Origin of the sequence: Nannocystis exedens (assembly GCF_002343915.1) — a bacterium.
GTDB lineage: Bacteria > Myxococcota_A > Polyangia > Nannocystales > Nannocystaceae > Nannocystis > Nannocystis exedens.
The window spans coordinates 9,274,068-9,290,036 of sequence record NZ_NETK01000001.1 but is presented as its reverse complement, the minus strand read 5'-3'; the positions used below and the strand labels follow the sequence as shown (position 1 = coordinate 9,290,036).

At 70.9% G+C, this 15,969-nt stretch carries 11 protein-coding genes; 8 read left to right on the top strand and 3 right to left on the bottom strand.

Features of this window, described 5'->3' with window-relative positions; translation table 11 throughout:
* Positions 1–55: 55 nt before the first annotated feature.
* Positions 56–1,408, top strand: a complete 1,353-nt coding sequence (sthA, locus tag NAEX_RS36325; protein ID WP_420814175.1) for a Si-specific NAD(P)(+) transhydrogenase — start codon at positions 56–58, stop codon at positions 1,406–1,408.
* A 71-nt stretch (positions 1,409–1,479) separates the two neighbouring features.
* Here sthA and NAEX_RS36320 read toward each other — a convergent pair whose 3' ends face one another.
* Positions 1,480–2,883, bottom strand: coding sequence for a vWA domain-containing protein (locus NAEX_RS36320; RefSeq protein WP_170136297.1), 1,404 nt, complete (start codon positions 2,881–2,883; stop codon positions 1,480–1,482).
* A 304-nt stretch (positions 2,884–3,187) separates the two neighbouring features.
* Between NAEX_RS36320 and NAEX_RS36315 the strand changes: the two genes are divergently transcribed.
* The 3 genes from NAEX_RS36315 to NAEX_RS36305 all read left to right on the top strand — a co-directional run bounded on the left by NAEX_RS36315 (position 3,188) and on the right by NAEX_RS36305 (position 6,255).
* A complete protein-coding gene (locus NAEX_RS36315) occupies positions 3,188–3,655 on the top strand; it encodes a hypothetical protein (protein ID WP_096332058.1) in 468 nt (155 codons plus the stop codon).
* Between the two features lie 94 nt (positions 3,656–3,749).
* A complete protein-coding gene (locus NAEX_RS36310) occupies positions 3,750–4,469 on the top strand; it encodes a hypothetical protein (RefSeq protein ID WP_143140740.1) in 720 nt (239 codons plus the stop codon).
* Positions 4,470–5,328: 859 nt separating this feature from the next.
* Positions 5,329–6,255, top strand: coding sequence for a cation diffusion facilitator family transporter (locus tag NAEX_RS36305; protein WP_170136296.1), 927 nt, complete (start codon positions 5,329–5,331; stop codon positions 6,253–6,255).
* A 96-nt stretch (positions 6,256–6,351) separates the two neighbouring features.
* On the opposite strand, the gene NAEX_RS36300 is transcribed toward NAEX_RS36305, so the two are convergent.
* Positions 6,352–7,254: a hypothetical protein gene (locus tag NAEX_RS36300; RefSeq protein WP_096332055.1), complete on the bottom strand. Its 903-nt coding sequence runs from the start codon at positions 7,252–7,254 to the stop codon at positions 6,352–6,354.
* Between the two features lie 157 nt (positions 7,255–7,411).
* Here NAEX_RS36300 and NAEX_RS36295 point away from each other — a divergent pair, with 157 nt between their 5' ends.
* A complete protein-coding gene (locus tag NAEX_RS36295) occupies positions 7,412–8,404 on the top strand; it encodes a prenyltransferase (RefSeq protein WP_096332054.1) in 993 nt (330 codons plus the stop codon).
* A 17-nt stretch (positions 8,405–8,421) separates the two neighbouring features.
* Here NAEX_RS36295 and NAEX_RS36290 read toward each other — a convergent pair whose 3' ends face one another.
* Positions 8,422–9,060, bottom strand: coding sequence for a hypothetical protein (locus NAEX_RS36290; protein ID WP_096332053.1), 639 nt, complete (start codon positions 9,058–9,060; stop codon positions 8,422–8,424).
* 125 nt (positions 9,061–9,185) lie between these two features.
* Here NAEX_RS36290 and NAEX_RS36285 point away from each other — a divergent pair, with 125 nt between their 5' ends.
* The 3 genes from NAEX_RS36285 to NAEX_RS36275 all read left to right on the top strand — a co-directional run bounded on the left by NAEX_RS36285 (position 9,186) and on the right by NAEX_RS36275 (position 15,945).
* The gene (locus NAEX_RS36285; RefSeq protein WP_096332052.1) at positions 9,186–9,875 is read left to right on the top strand and encodes an MBL fold metallo-hydrolase; all 690 of its coding nucleotides are present in this window, start codon (positions 9,186–9,188) and stop codon (positions 9,873–9,875) included.
* A gap of 98 nt (positions 9,876–9,973) precedes the next feature.
* The gene (locus tag NAEX_RS36280; RefSeq protein WP_096332051.1) at positions 9,974–13,216 is read left to right on the top strand and encodes a PilZ domain-containing protein; all 3,243 of its coding nucleotides are present in this window, start codon (positions 9,974–9,976) and stop codon (positions 13,214–13,216) included.
* Positions 13,213–15,945, top strand: coding sequence for an HD domain-containing phosphohydrolase (locus tag NAEX_RS36275; protein ID WP_096332050.1), 2,733 nt, complete (start codon positions 13,213–13,215; stop codon positions 15,943–15,945). The genes NAEX_RS36280 and NAEX_RS36275 overlap by 4 nt, the downstream gene beginning before the upstream one ends.
* Positions 15,946–15,969: the final 24 nt, after the last annotated feature.

Genomic DNA, 15,969 nt, shown 5'->3' with positions numbered 1-15,969 from the left:
CCTCGATTTCGACGTCGTCGTCCTCGGCTCCGGCCCCGGCGGCGAGGGGGCCGCCATGCTCGCCGCCAAGGCCGGCCGGCGCGTCGCCCTCGTCGAGCGCCACCGGGCGGTCGGCGGCGCCTGCACCCACCTCGGCACGATCCCCAGCAAGGCCCTGCGCGAGGCCGTGCGGACGCTGAAGAGCGTGCGGCAAAACCCCCTGTTCGCCGACCTCGTCGCCGGCCACGTCGTCACCTTCCCCCAGCTCCTCACCGGCGCGCGGCGGGTCATCGACAACCAGGTCGAGCTGCGGCGCAGCTTCTACCACCGCAACCACGTCGACGTCTTCACCGGCCACGCGCGCTTCGTCGATCCGCACACCATCGAGGTCGAGGAGCCCGGCGGCGCGCGCCCGCGCCTGCGCGCCGCCGGCTTCGTCATCGCCACCGGCTCGCGCCCCTACCGGCCGCCGGACGTCGACTTCACGCACCCGCGGATCTTCGACAGCGACACCATCCTCGGCCTCGGCCACCACGGCCGCGAGCGCGCCCCGCAGTCGATCACCATCTACGGCGCCGGCGTCGTCGGCTGCGAGTACGCCTCGATCTTCCGCGGCCTCGAGATGAAGGTCAACCTCGTCAACAACCGCGACAAGCTGCTCGCCTTCCTCGACGACGAGATCATCGACGCGCTGTCGTACCACCTGCGCGATCAGGGCGTGCTGATCCGCCACAACGAGATCTACGAGCGCATCGAACCCCAGCCCGACGGCGTGGTCGTCCACCTCAAGTCGGGCAAGAAGCTGCGCTCCGACATCTTGCTGTGGGCCAACGGGCGCACCGGCAACACCCAGGACATGGGCCTCGAGGCGATCGGCATCCAGCCCAACAGCCGCGGCCAGATCGAGGTCGACGACGTCTACCGCACCCCCGTCCACCCGCACATCTACGCCGTCGGCGACGTCGTCGGCGTCCCGAGCCTCGCCTCCGCCGCCTACGATCAGGGCCGCTTCGCCATGACCCACCTTCTCCACGGCGAGTGCGACGCCCGCCTCGTCAAGGACATCCCGACCGGCATCTACACCGACCCCGAGATCAGCTCGGTCGGCCGCACCGAGCGCGAGCTGACGCAGGACGGCGTGCCCTACGAGGTCGGCCACGCCCTGTTCCGCAACCTCGCCCGCGCCCAGATCACCGGCATCCGCGTCGGCGTGCTCAAGCTGCTGTTTCACCGCGAGACCCTGCAGATCCTCGGCGTCCACTGCTTCGGCGATCAGGCCGCCGAGATCATCCACATCGGCCAGGCGATCATGGCCCAGGGCGGCGAGGCCAACAACCTGCGCTACTTCATCAACACTACCTTCAACTATCCGACCATGGCCGAGGCCTACCGGGTCGCCGCGCTCAACGGCTATAACCGCGTGTTCTAGCCCGTCGCGGTCCGCGGCCGACGGCGAAGCGCCCGTCCGTGTCGCCCGCGCGCCGACCGATCCCCGCGGCCTCACTTGGCGAGCTTGTACGCCTTCGCCTTCGACTGCTTGCCGTAGATCTTCGCCTGCTCCGCGCTCTGTCTGGCCGCGTCGAGCCCCGACTCGGCCGCTTTGAGCTCCTCGAGCTGCTTGGCCAGCTTCGGGCTCGGCGTCGCCTTCTGCTGCTGCTCGAGCGCGTGGACGCTGTCCTTCAGGACCTCGCGCGCCTTGTCGTAGTCGCCGCCGTCGACCGCGAGCGCGGCCGCCTGCATCTGCGCCGCGCTCTCGACCTCGGCCACGCGGACCGTCACCTCGGTGCGCTCCGACCGCCGGAGCTCCTCCGCGTCGGCGCTCGTCGGGGCCGACAGCGCCAGCTTACCCTCGACCGCCCGGCCTCGCTGCGTCTGGTCCTTGGCCCTGAGGTCGACGGTCCCGAGCGCCAGCTGTCCCGTCGCACCTGTCCCGAAGTTCACCTGCAGTTTGACCACGATCTCGCGCACCTGCTGGGCCGCCAGCGAGCCGACCAGGATCGACGCGCCCTGCGGCGTCTCCTGCCACGAGTAGCCGTACACCTGGCGCACCTGGACCCCCGGCGCCATCTGCATCGTCACCTCGATCCCCGAGGCCACGGTCGCCACCAGCCCGGCGAACTCGTCCGACAGCACCCGCGAGATCGCGTCCGTGCCCTGGATGAAGTGATAGCGCCCCCCGCCCTGGTCGGCGAGCCGCGTCATCAGCTCCTCGTTGTAGTCGAGCCCGACCCCGAGCGTCGACACGCTGACCCCGCGGCCGAAGTTCTCGCGCGCGCGCTGCCCGAGCACCAGCGGGTCCTTCTCGCCCTCGTTGGCCTGGCCGTCGGACAGCAGCAGCAGGTGGCGCAGCTCGTCCTCCTTGCGGGTCTGCGGATCGAACGCCTCGAACCCGCGGAACAGCGCCGGACCGAGCGCCGTGCCGCCGCGGTCCGTGATCGCCAGCACCGCCTTGCGCGCGGTTTGAAGGCCCGCCTCGTCCGCGACCAGACCCTCGGTCAGCACCTCGACCTCGCTGTCGTAGGCGATCAGCGTCAACCGGTCATGCGGCTTCAATTCCTTCAGCAGGTCGAGCGTCGCCTGCTTGACCGCCAGCAGCTTCTCGCCGGCCATGCTGCCCGAGCGGTCGAGCACCACCGCGAGGTCGAGCGGCGGCCGCTCGCCGACCACCTCGCCCATCCCGCGCAGGCGCAGCAGCAGGTGGACGTCGAGCGTGTTGCTGCGCCGATCGAGCACCTCGAATTGCGGCAGCACCTCGAGCTGCACCGAGCCGGAGCTCATCACCCATCCTAGTCCGCCAGGCACCGGCGCCTCCGACTTCTCCGGCTGCGCCGGCTCGCTCGCCGCGGCCTCGCGCCTGGGCTCGCCCTTGGCGGTACATCCGCTCGTGACGAGCAACGCGGACATCGTGAACACGAGCGAAACCAGCGAAGACAGGCGCGGCGTGGGCATCGGCGCCTGCAACGCCGCCGCGGTCCGCTGGTTCTGATCGCCGACGCACCGCGCGACGATCAGAACCGCTCCGCCCCCGCGAGCGCCTCTGCGTCGCGCCCTCCTCGGCGAGCCACGAGCGGTGCGAGACGCCCCGCCTCGCGCTGCGAATTCCACCGCCCGCGAACGCGGCCTCGTCGCTCGAATTCGCGCCTCCCCCGCGCCGCGAGCCGGGCTGTCTTTTCGGACATCTGATTCCAACCACGCTACTGTCCTTCGCGTGCTCGTCCGCCGCGTCGCCCTCCTCGTCCTGCTGGTCCTCGGATGCGCCCACAGCCCGCCGCCGCCGCCGGGACCGCGCGTGCTGGCCGGCAGCGCGCAGATCCAGCGCGCCGGGGCGACGGTCGAGCTGACGCTGCGTTACGAGGTGCGCGAGGGATCGGCGCTCGAGATCTCGGCCGAGTTGCGCGGCGGCGGGAGCGGTAGCGTCGGCGCCGTCGCCGTCGAGCTGCGGCCCGACGGTTTCGAGCTCGCGAGCCCCGCGAGCTGGACCGCCGAGGTCGCTGCAGGGGAGACTGCGAGCAACACCTGGAAGCTGCGCCCCGCGGCCGAGGGCATCGCGCGGGTCGAAGTCCGCCACGGCCTCGCGGGCAGCGACCTCGACGGCATCACCACCGCGGCCTTCCGCGTCGGCGCTGACGCGATCCGTCTGTGCGCCACCGCCGACTGCGCCGGCGAGGCGCCCTGACCGGGCTGCCGCGATAGTTTTGCGAAGCGAGATCGCGCAGGGAGTTTTCCCGGGGCCGGTCTGTTATCCTGTCGGAGTCGGGGACCCCAGAGTCATGACTGAACAACGCGAGTACGCCACCCGCACCAATCTTCACGCGTTTTACTCTCACAGTCAGCTCTTGATCGTCGCCGAGGGCGAGCTGCCGTCGACCGAATACGAGATCGACATCGGCCACCAGGCCGGCGAACCCATCCCGACCTTCGCGCTCACGCATCGCGCCCGGCCCACCGCCGCCGATACCCCGCCCAAGGCCACGCCGTTCCGCTACGGCGAGATCTTCAGCATCGGTCGCCCGCCCGACATCATCCGCGTGCGTCACAAGGACGGCCTCGACGACGTGAACGTCGAGTTCACGCGCGACGACCTCGTCGACATCGTGCTCAGCCTCAGCGGCGGCGACGTCGAGGTCGCCCTGCCCGACAGCGACGGCGACACCAATTCCCCGATCCCGCCGCCCCCGCCGTCGGGCTTCGACACCCACCCGCCGTCGGCCGAGAACGCGTCGGCCCCGGTCGAGACGCGGCCGCTGACCGCCAGCGAGAAGGCGGGGATCCTCGGCGACATCGCCGTCCGCTACCGCGAGGCGATCGGCTACTCGAACAAGCTCTCGTTCGACGAGGCCTTCGCCGACGCGCTCAAGAAGCTCCCGCCGCCGTCGGTCAAATTCCCCGACATGCTCGAGACCGTCGAGGTCGTGCAGATCGGCGCGAGCTTCGGCGGCATCGCGGGCTTCCGCCGCCTCGAGGTCCGGATCCGCGCCTACCCGGATTGACCTGCTTGCACATGCACCGGCCGCGCGAAAAGGGGTGCTTCCCAAGCTCCGCGGCCTTGTGGTAGGAATAAGTTCGTGCTTCGCGGCCCAGTCACAGGAGGGCAGGTCTAGCTCGCTGCTCTGCAGCGGGGCGGCGTTGCGCCGCCCGAGCGTCTTCCCCACCATCCATCACAAGGAAGGCTATTCCAGAACGTCGCTGATCGTCCGTAGCCCATACGGGCCGCGACGGGCTGGTTCAACCTCGCCGATCGTGGTTCCGTGCGCGGCCCGTATGGGCTACGGACGGCGAGTTCAGTGAGCCTTCCATGTCCCAGGTCTTGAGGTAGACCCTCCACGACAGGTCACGATGCACGGGCGGCCGAGGCGCGAACAGCACCTCGGCCGTCGCTTATTTTTCTGGTATCGTCCTCCTCGTGTCGTGCGTGTGCGAAGGAGGTCAGGTCTAGCTCGGTGCTCTGCACCGGGGCGGCGTTGCGCCGCCCGAGCGTTCTGCACGCCATTCGTCACAAGGAAGGCTGTTCCAGGATTCACTGATCGCCGAGGTACCGGTCGCATCGCGACGGGCTGGTTCAACCTCGCCGATCGGGGTTCCGTGCGCGATGCGACCGGTACCTCGGCGGAGAATCCAGTGAGCCTTCCATGTCCCAGGTCATGAGGTAGAACTTCTCGCCGCGCACGGCACGTGCGGCCCCGACGACCTCCCCGCCGCGCGCGGGAAGGCCCTTCGGGGCCGCGGCTTTTGGGTCGCTGCGCGCGCCTCTGCCCCCGTTCGCTTGACATCGCGGCCCATCGGTCCGATGCCAGTTCCATGGGTTCCGCCACCCACTCGCGAGCGCCGCGAGAACGCGCCCGACGCGCCTTGCGCGTCGCCCTCGCGCTCAACGTCGCGTTCCTCGGGCTCGAGACGGTCATCGCGTTCCTCAGCGGTTCGCTGGCCCTGCTCTCCGACGCCGCGCACATGGTCAGCGACGTCGCCGCCCTGGCGCTCGCCCTGCTCGCCTCCGAGTTCGCCCTGCGCCCGGCGGTGCAGGGCCGCACCTACGGCTTCGCCCGCGCCGAGGCCCTCGGCGCCTTCGCCAACACCCTGTTCCTCGCGTTCGCCTGCGCCCTCATCGTCCACAGCGCGATCGGCCGCCTCACCACCGGCGACACCCACTTCGAGCCCGAGCCGGTGCTCGTCGTCGGCGCCGCCGGCCTCGTCGTCAACCTCGCCTCGGCCTGGTACCTCGCGCGCAGCGGCGGCGACAACCTCAACATCCGCGGCGCGCTGATCCACATGCTGGCCGACGCGCTGGGCTCGCTCGGGGCGATCGTCGCCGCCGTGCTCGCTTCCACCTGGGCGATCCACGCCGCCGACTCGATCCTCAGTTTGGGGATCGCCGCGCTCGTCCTCTTCAGCGCCTGGGGCGTGCTGCGCGACGCCACCCGCGCCCTCCTCGACTTCGCGCCGACTCACCTCCCGCAGGAGCGCGTCGAGGCCGAGCTGCGCGGCGTCGAAGGGCTGTCGGAGATCCACGAGCTCCACCTCTGGAGCGTCGGCGGCGCCCCGGTGCTCACCGCTCACCTGGTCCCGGAGCCAGGTGTGGCCCCCGGCGACCTGCTGGCCCGCGCCGAGCACGTCCTGCGCGAGCACCTCGGCGTCGTCCACACCACGCTGCAGATCGACGACCCCGGCCCGTGCGCGCAGCGGCGCTGCCCGCTGTTCGACGAGCACCTCACCCAGCTGCGCCCGCACGGACACCACCACGGCCACTCGCACGGCCACGGCCACGGCCACGCGCACTGACGCTCGCCCAGGGGTTCACCGCAGGGCGGCCTGTCCTGCGAGACAGGCCGCCCCTCGGCCGCGGCGTCGCTCACCTGTCCTTCAAGACAGGCGAGTTCAGAACCCGATCTCCTTGCACGTGCAGCCGGGCACCCCCGGGCCGCACTGCGTCGGCGGGGCCGGGTTGTCGGCGCTGACCGACAGCGGGATGTAGCGATCGGCCGACTGCATGTGCCCGTCGATGCGCGTCCACACCTGGGCCGCCGGCTCGAGCGCGTTGACGGCGGTCGCGTCCTCGTTGGTGATGAACGGGACCACCAGCTTGTCGTCGGGGTAGCCGAAGCTCTTGAGGCCCTCGCTGAGGCCGTAGTGGGGGCCGATGTACTTGCAACCGGCCGGGTTGAACTTGGCGAACACGTCGCTCGGGCAGTCGGTGCCGGTGGCCTCGCGGTAGTACTGCAGGAACGCGATCTCGCAGCCGATGCCGCCGGAGCAGCGGACCAGGTAGCGCCAGCCGGTCTTCTTCGGATCGATGCACGGGTGGACGCAGGGGTTCCAGCTGATCGGCAGGCCGTCGCCCGGGCGCAGCTTGTCGGCGTAGCAGACCTCGCCGCGGAAGAACGGCAGCACGAACGTCGACAGGTCGCCCTCGCCCATCCCCGTGCAGTCCTCGGGGACCTCGCAGGTCGCCGGCGGCCCGGTGGTGGCCGTCGGGTCCCAGCCGGTCGTCTCGGTCGTGGTCCCGGTGGTCGACGTCGTCGCGTCGGTGCCGCCCGAGTTGCTGTCGCTCATGCTGCCCTCGGAGCTGGTGGTCGGCACCATCGTCGTCGTCGGCACCTCGGCCGTCGTCGATTCGGTGCCCGTCGCGCCGGTCGCGTCGGTCTCGGTCCCCGTGATCGACGACGACTCCGACACTGTGTTGAGGGCTGCGGTCACCATCTCGTAGTTGTCCTGGCAGCCGACCGCGAGCGCGAGCGCGGGGAGCCAGGCCGTACGCGGCCAAAGCGGAGACATGGGCATGCCGAGCAGTGTAGAGGCTCACCGGGCCGCGGGCGACTTCCCGGCCGCGCGGCCTGCGCTCGAACGATGAGGGCACGTGGCCCCGCGCACGACCTTCGCGCCGGCGGCGCCTGCTTCGGCGCTCGCACCCGGCCGGCGGGTTCGGCAAGCTTCGCGCATGTTCGACCTGCGCATGTGGTTTCGGGCGCTGCAGATCATCCCGCGGCTCAGCAAGGACGAGTGGGACCGCCTCGACCTCGTGAGCCGCTGGCTCATCGCCACGCGCGCCGCCGTGTTCGTCATGACGATCGTGTCCGCCGGCATCGGCGGGATCCTGGCCGCGCGCGACGGTCACTTCTCCGGCCTGAACTTCCTCGCCTGTCTGATCGGGCTGGTGTTCGCCCACGCCACCAACAACCTCGTCAACGACCTCACCGACCACCTGCAGGGCGTCGACGAGGGCAACTACTTCCGCGCCCAGTACGGCCCGCAGCCGCTCGAGCACGGCCTCATGAGCGTGCGCGACGTGCTGCGCTACACCGCGATCACGGGCGCGATCGCCCTGGCCGCCGGCGTGTGGCTGGTGGCCGCCACCGGCACCGCCGCGCTCGGCCTCATGCTCGCCGGCGTCGTGTTCGTGCTGTTCTACACCTGGCCCTTGAAACACATCGGCCTCGGCGAGCCGACCGTGCTGCTGGTGTGGGGCCCGCTGATGGTCGGCGGCACCTATCTCTGCACCGCCGGCCAGTGGAGCTGGGACGCCGCGCTGATCGGCACCGCCTACGCGCTCGGCCCGACCGCCGTGTTGTTCGGCAAGCACACCGACAAGCTGCCGGCCGACCGCGCCAAGGGCATCTTCACCTTGCCGGTGCTGCTCGGCGAGCCGCTCGCGCGCCGCTGCGTCACCGTCATGCTGGTCTTGCAGCTCCTCGCCGTGGTCACGCTCGTGTGGCGCGGCGCGCTCGGCTGGCCGCTGCTCGTCGTGCTCGCCGCCCTGCCGCTGCTGCGCGACACCGCCGCCGTGTTCGCCCGCCCGCGGCCCGAGACCTGCCCGCCCGGCTTCCCGAAGCACATCTGGCCGACCTATCTGGTCGCCTACGCCTTCCGCTACAACCGCCGCTTCGGCCTGCTGTTCCTGCTCGGTCTGCTGATCGACCTGGCGCTCCGCTGATCGGCGCGCCGCGAGGCTCAGCCCGCTCGCCGTGGAGCGGCGATCGTCGATCGCCGGACGCGCGAAGAGCCGAAGCGATCGCCACGACCGCCTCGGCCCTCCCTACAGATCGACCCAGTGACCGCTCGCACCGCGAAGCGGCTCACTTCGGCGCCGGCTCGGCCGCGGCGGCCGGCGGCGTCGAGCCTGCCGGCGGCGTCGAGCCCGCCGGCGGCGTCGCGCCCGCCGCGGCCGGCGGCGTCGAGCCGGTCGAGGGCGTGCAGATCGGCGGCTCGGTCGCGGCCTCCTGGACCTTGTTGGCGACCCCCGTAGCAGCCCCACACGACCTCGAGCTCGCGGCACGAGCCGGGGTTGAGCTCGATGAACTTGGCGGCCCGCCCGCGCGCCTCGGCCGACTGACCGATGTTGGGCCCCACCCACTGGAGCTGCAGTCGACCGAGGATCTCCTTCGTCAGGCCGACATTGATGCTCTCGCGCGCGGCCGCGTTGGTGACGCATTGATTGTAGTCGACGATGTTCTGCAGCACGCAGACGTTGCCCTCGGACAGCACATAGCCCGACTCGCAGCCTCCGGGGCTCTTGGAGCTGTCCTTCTTGCAGGCGACGGCGGACAGGGCGGCAGACGATAGGGCGATGACGGCGAGGGTACGGAGCATGGGGGGCCTCTTCGTTGCGGCCGATTGTATGCCACAGGGGTCCGCGCGCCGCACGAAATTCGCCGGGCCCGGGAAAAATGCGACCCCGATCGCGTAAAACCGCGTCCCGGGCTATCTTCGCGGCCATGAGCGAGCCTTCCGACCTGTACTTCCGTCAAGTGCCGATCGGGCCGATGGCCAACTTCATCTACTTCATCGGCTCTCGCAGCACGCGGACCTGCGTGGTCGTCGACCCGGCGTGGGACACCGACGCGCTGGTGCGTCTGGCCGAGGCCGACGACATGAAGATCGTCGGTGCGCTCGTCACTCACTATCACCCCGATCATTGCGGCGGCGGGATGATGGGGTTCCGCGTCCCCGGCGGCGTCGCCGAGCTCATCGGCCGCGTCGACGCCCGGATCCACGTCCACAAGCTCGAGGCCGACGGGCTCAAAAAAGTCACCGGCGTCAGCGAAGGCGACCTCGTGCGGCGCGAGGGCGGCGATCGGCTCGCGCTCGGCGACGTCGAGATCACGTTCATTCACACACCTGGCCACACCCCCGGCAGTCAGTGCTTCCTCGTCCGCGATCGCCTCGTCGCCGGCGACACGCTCTTCGTCGATGGCTGCGGCCGCGTCGACCTCCCGGGCGGCGACGCGCAGCAGATGTACGAGAGCCTCACCGGGCCGCTGGCCGCGCTGAGCGACGACGTCGTCCTTTACCCGGGCCACAACTACGGTCCGACCCCCACGAGCCCGCTGGGTACGCAACGGAAGACCAACCGTTACTTGCGGATCCGCTCGCGCGACGACTGGCGGCGCCTGATGGGCCGCTGACGCGAGCGAGGGCGCGCGATGGTCGGCCCGGCGCGTCGTTGTACGATCTCGGGTCCGCGGCCTCGGGCTGGCGGGTCGGGCTTCGGTAGGATGGGCGCGTGAACGTACAACCTTACGGCCGTCCCGGAGATCGCCGCGTCTACCCTCGGGTGGCATGCACGCTCGTGTGCACCGTCGCCAACGTCGGCAGCGGGCGCGTGCTGAACGTCTCTGACGGCGGGGCCTTCGTCGCGTTGCCGGACCAGCACGCGCACTTGCCCAGTCAGTTGCACCTGTCGGTCGCGCTGCTCGGCAGCGACCAGGCCGTCGACGTGTCCGCGCGTGTCGTCCGCGTGGCCGCACTGTCGCCGCATGGCCTCGGGGTCGGCCTGCAGTTTCAGGACCTCAGCGAGGCCGCGGCCGAGCAGATCCACCGCTACGTCCTCGGGCGCTTGCTGGCGGAGATCGCGGAGATCATGGAGGACGGCCCGAGACACGTCGACCCGCGCAACGTGCAGGTCGTGAGCGGCGTCGCCTCGGTGGCCGGCACGCTGCGCGACATGATCGCCGAGGGCCCCGTGCCCGGCCTGCTGTTTCAGCGCGACGTCGGCGAGCTCGTCGACCTGCAGTTGTTTCAGGTCAGCGGCGCCGCGGTGCTCGTGCAGCTGCGGGACGCTGCGGCGCGCCTGCCGGCCGTCGGCGATCACGTCCACATCACCTTGACGCGCGGCACATTCAACGCCCACGCGCACTCGCAGGTGCTCGACCGCAGCGGCGCCCGCGTCACGCTCGAGGTGCCGGCCAACCTCACCCGCTTCGAGCTGCGGCGCTCGCAGCGGCGCTCGCCCGGCCCGCAGGAGATGTTCGTCTCGATCCCGCTGCCGTATCCGCCGGGCAAGAAGCTGCGGCGCGAGGTGCTCGACATCTCGGCCACCGGCCTCGCCTTCAAGATGCGGCCCGACGAGGCCCTGCTGCTGCCCGGCACCCCGCTGCGCGAGGTCGTCGTCAGCGGCGCCAACGGCGACGGCGAGACCCGCAAGACCGGCCAGGTCATGCACGTCACCCCGGTCCAGGGCGAGGCCGGCGCCGTCGAGTACCTGCGGGTCGGCCTCGACTTCGGCATCGCCGACGAGGCCTTCACCAAGGGCGTGCGCCCGCGCGGCGCCGCCGAGAAGAAGTCGCTCGGCTTCGTCGAGAAGATGGGCCTTCTGATCGGCCGGCTCATCCCGCGCAAGGCCCCGCCGCCGGTCGGGCCGGGCGCCGGCGGCGTCGAGGTGGTGCGCTACCCCAACCGCCGGCGCGAGGACATCGTCGCCATCCTCAACACCACCCCGCGCGGCGACGGGCGCAAGCTGCTCGCGCCGGTGATCATCATCCCGCCGGCCCACTCGAAGCGCAAGGAGTCGACCTCGGGCCTCGCGCTCACTCTGGTCGAGAACTTCGCCCGCCGGCGCCAGGACGTCGTCGTGCTGCGCTTCGACGGCGTGCGCAACCTCGGCGAGAGCTACAAGGACCCCGACTGTCGCGAGCACGGGCGCGAGGCCATGCGCATGTCGCTGTCGCAGGCCGTCGACGACATCCAGGCCACCCTCGACTACGTCTACGACAACCCGATCTTCGCCCCGACCCAGGTCGTCCTGGTCTCGTTCAGCCTGCAGGGCGTCGTCGGCCGCCGCGCCGTCTGGCTCGACAAGGGCAAGCGGATCCACTACTGGCTCGGCATCAACGGCGCCCCCGCGGCCCAGGAGGTGATCCGCAACGCCTCCGGCGGCATCGACTACGTGTCGCAGCACGCCAGCGGCAAGCTCAGCGGGATCGCCAACATCCTCGGCGTCACCGGCGACATCGACCACTTCTGCGCCGACCTCTTGCGCGAGGGCCTCGCGTTCATGGCCGACGCCAAGCGCGAGATCGCCGAGATCCCGATCCCCGTGACCTGGCTGCTCGGCCGTTACGACGCGTGGATCGACCCGGCGACGATCCGCGAGTTCATGGCCGTCGCCGCCCCCGGTCCGCGCGAGCTGGTCGAGCTCGACTGCGGCCACATGCCGCTGTCGAGCGTCGAGGCGCTGTCGCTGTTCCACACCGCGGTGCGGCAGATCTGGCGCTTCCTTTTCCGCGAGGACATCGACCCGATCACGCCCGACCCGCGCGAGCTCGTGCGCGCCCGCAACGCCGAGTGGCGGCGGGTGCCGAAGAGCCCGCTGCCCGACCGCCGCCGCTACTGGCAGGAGTACCTGCTCGGCGACAGCAGCTCGAAGCTCGCCTACGACGTCCTCAACGCCTGCGACGAGTACAACGAGTTCATCGAGCGCGAGCTCGAGCTGCTCGACGTCCGGTCCGAGCACGTCGTCTGCGACCTCGGCTGCGGCACCGGCAACCTCTCGGCCCGGCTGCTGCGGCGTCGCGGGGCCCGCGGGCGGCCGCCGTGCGCGCGCCTGAACCTCGTCGACTTCGTGCCCGGCGCCCTCGACGAGGCCGAGCGCAAGCTCCGCGGGCTCGCCGAGGAGCGCGGCCTCGCGCTGCCCGAGGTCGCGCGGCACTGCGTCAACGTCGACATCAGCCCGGTGCGGACCCTCCGGCGCTTCCTCGCCGGAGAGCTCTACGGCTACGACGCGCTAAGGGGCATCATCAAGGGTCTCACGGGCTACTCGATCGACATGTGGAAGGCGGCGGAGGACTGGCGGCTGCACGACGTCTTGCGCGGGCGGGAGCTCGACAAGCAGGACCTCGCGTACCTCGCCGCCGCGTTGCCGGCGGACGAGCAGGACGTCGTCCTCGACTTCAACCGCATGACCCGCTGGCTGCGCGGGCGGCTCGGCCCGCAGGACCTCGTCCGCGAGGCCCGGGCCCGGTTCGAGCGCGGCCAGGCGCCGGCGATCGACGAGCTGCAGCTCACGCGCCTGTCCATTCGGCCAGGTGATCAGGTCGAGCGCCTGCCGTTCGGCGACGCCACGTTCGACCGCGTCGCCTGCAGCCTCGTGCTGAGCTACCTGAGCAACCCGATCGAGGTCCTGCGCGAGCTCCACCGCGTCGTGCGGCCGGGCGGGCGGATCGTCGTGTCGACGATGCAGCCCGACTTCGACATGAGCCGGATCTACCAGAACCTGCTGCACCGGCTGCAGAGCGACCCGAACATGCCGCTGCCGCCGGGCGTCGACCGCGGGACCTTCCTGCGCGACGTGCGGGCCTTCCTCAGCAGCGCCGCCTTCCTCTCGATCCTCGCCGAGGAGGGCCAGTTCGCCTTCTTCTCCCGCGAGGAGCTGATCACGATGGTCGAGCGCGCCGGCTTCCGGCGCGTCGAGACCGTCAGCGCCTTCGGCGACCCGCCGCAGGCGATCATCGCCGTGGGCCATCGATGAGCGCGAGCGACCTCCCCACCGTCAGCGAGAGCACCCTGTCGCGGGACGAGGGCTTCGCCGCGCGCGTGCGGGAGGACGTCGCGGCCGGCTACCGCCGCGTCACCTACCTCGGCATCGCCTTGATGCTGGGCTTCGGCGTGCTCGACATCATCAGCCTCGACGACCCTCGCCTGGTCGCCAAGTTCTTCGCCATGCGCCTCGCGCTCGCGCTGGTGATGGTCGGCCTGCTCAAGTTCAGCCAGCGGCCGCGGTACCAGCGCTACGTCGAGAGCGTGTGCGCCCTGGCGATGTACCTCATCGGCTCCTTCATGGGCCTGATGAGCGCGCTCAACCTCGGCCACAAGAGCCACTACTACGCCGGCATCACGCTGACGCTGATCGCCGTCGGCGTGTTCGTCCCGATCGGCCCGCTGCACGTCCTCGTCACCTCCACCGCCGTCTACCTCACCTTCGTCGGCCTGCTGCTCGCGCTCGACCCGGTGCCGCTGGCGCAGTGGGACTGGTCGGTGTTCGCCGCCAACAGCATCTTCCTGATCTCGACCGCCACCACCGTGACCGTCGGCGCCTACTTCAACCGCCTCCTGCGCCGGCGCCTGTTCGACGCCGCGTTCGCGCAGGAGCAGACCAACGAGGAGCTGCGCAGCGTCTACGAGCGGATCACCCACAGCTACCAGGAGGTCTCGGAGAAGAACCGCGAGATCGAGGAGGCCTACCGGGCCAAGAGTCAGTTCCTCGACAACATGTCGCACGAGCTGCGGACCCCGCTGACCTGCATCCTCACCCCGCTCGAGGGCCTGCTCGCCGGCAACGCGCGCGGCGAGGTCCGGCAGGTGTTCGAGGACATGCACACCGCCACGCGGCAGCTCTACGACCTGATCAACGACCTGCTCGACTACTCGAAGTACGGCGCGCGCGACCAGCCGCTCACGCGCGACCCGGTCGACCTCCGCGCCATCGTCGACGAGCAGGTCAAGGCGTTCGGCAGCACCGCGCGCCAGCGCAAGCTGGTGCTGCAGTGGGACCCGCCGCCCGATCCGGTGGTCGTGCTCGGCAGCGGGCGCGAGCTCGGCAAGGTCGCGCGCAACCTGATCAGCAACGCCGTCAAGTTCACCCCGGCCGGGGGCCGCGTCACCGTCGCCGTCGCCGTCGACGGCGAGCGCGTGCGCCTGTCGGTGCGCGACACCGGCATCGGCATGAACGACTCGGTCAAGGCCAAGCTGTTCACCCCGTTCTTCCAGGGCGACGCCACCTCGACGCGCGCCTTCGAGGGCACCGGCATCGGCCTCGCGCTGGTCAAGACGATCGTCAACCGCCACGACGGCGAGGTCCGGGTCGAGAGCAGCCCCGGGCGCGGCACCACCATGAGCGTCGACCTGCCGAGCCGCCCGCTCGACCCGACCGAGCTGGTCGGCATGGCCCCGCCGCAGCCGGCGCCCGGCGAGTCGATGCTCGCCATCCCTGTCCCCGAGGACATCCTCGCCACGCCGACGATGAGCATGACGCGGATCGAGCGCCTGCCGCCGCTCGAGCGGATCGAGCTGCTCGACCCGGCGGCGCCGACCCCGGACCTGTCGTTCCCCGGCGCCGCGCCGCTGCTCGGCGAGCACCTGCTGGCCGCCGCGGGCCAGCGCAGCCGGATCCTCGTCATCGACGACCACCCCGAGATCGTCCGCGTCATCGAGCGCCTGCTCGCCCCGCAGCACGACGTCTACACCGCCAGCAACGGCGAGGAGGGCCTGCAGAAGGTCCGCGAGGTCCGCCCCGCGCTCGTCATCTCCGACGTCATGATGCCCAAGCTCTCGGGCTTCCAGCTGGTCGAGCAATTGCGCAAGGACCCCGAGTTCGAGCGCCTGCCGGTGCTGCTGCTGACCGCCCGCGCCGACGGCCGCGACCGCGTGCGCGGCCTCCGGCGCGGCGCCAGCGACTACCTCGTCAAGCCGTTCTTGCCCGAGGAGCTCAAGGCGCGGGTCGGCAACCTGCTGCGGGCCCAGCACTACGAGTCGTACCTGACCCGCCTCAACGAGGAGCTGGCGACCAAGAGCAGCTCGCTCGAGAGCCGGGTGCACGGCTTCTTCATCGACACCGTGCGCACCCTGGTCGCCGCCATCGACGCCAAGGACTTCTACACCGGCGGCCACTCCGAGCGCGTCAGCTACTTCGCGGTGCGGATCGCCGAGCACATGAAGCTCGCGCGGCCGCTGCTCCGCACCATCGAGCTCGGCGCGCTGCTGCACGACGTCGGCAAGATCGGCATCCCCGACAAGGTGCTCAACAAGCCCGGCGCGCTGACCCTCGAGGAGATCGAGGTCATCCGCCAGCACACCGTGCTCGGCGGCAAGATCCTCGAGAAGTCGCCCGAGCTGGCCGAGCTGCGGCGCTTCGCGCTGCACCACCACGAGCGCTGGGACGGCACCGGCTACCCCGACCGCCTGCGCGGCGACGACATCCCGCCGAGCGTGCGCGTCGTCAGCGTCGCCGACTGCTGGGACGCGATGGTGTCCGACCGCATCTACCGCGCCGGCATGGAGCCGCGGGTCGCCGCCGAGAAGGTCAGCAAGCTCGGCGGCAGCCAGTTCGATCCGGCCGTCGTCGAGGCGATGATGGAGATCTGGCCCGAGCTCGAGCTGCCGCCCAACTTGCGGCCGCTGAAGCCGCGCACGAGCCCGGTCGAGAACCGTCAGGGTCCGCGCGTCAGCGAGTGCGGCGAGGTCTACGAGGTCCACAACTGACGCGCCGCCGCCGCCGGGAATCGG

Coding starts and splice junctions, on each gene's coding strand:
- sthA (WP_420814175.1), top strand. CDS start 56: ATGCTCGCCGCCAAGGCCGGCCGGCGCGTCGCCCTCGTCGAGCGCCAC.
- NAEX_RS36320 (WP_170136297.1), bottom strand. CDS start 2,883: ATGTCCGCGTTGCTCGTCACGAGCGGATGTACCGCCAAGGGCGAGCCC.
- NAEX_RS36310 (WP_143140740.1), top strand. CDS start 3,750: ATGACTGAACAACGCGAGTACGCCACCCGCACCAATCTTCACGCGTTT.
- NAEX_RS36300 (WP_096332055.1), bottom strand. CDS start 7,254: ATGCCCATGTCTCCGCTTTGGCCGCGTACGGCCTGGCTCCCCGCGCTC.
- NAEX_RS36295 (WP_096332054.1), top strand. CDS start 7,412: ATGTTCGACCTGCGCATGTGGTTTCGGGCGCTGCAGATCATCCCGCGG.
- NAEX_RS36290 (WP_096332053.1), bottom strand. CDS start 9,060: ATGCTCCGTACCCTCGCCGTCATCGCCCTATCGTCTGCCGCCCTGTCC.
- NAEX_RS36285 (WP_096332052.1), top strand. CDS start 9,186: ATGAGCGAGCCTTCCGACCTGTACTTCCGTCAAGTGCCGATCGGGCCG.
- NAEX_RS36275 (WP_096332050.1), top strand. CDS start 13,213: ATGAGCGCGAGCGACCTCCCCACCGTCAGCGAGAGCACCCTGTCGCGG.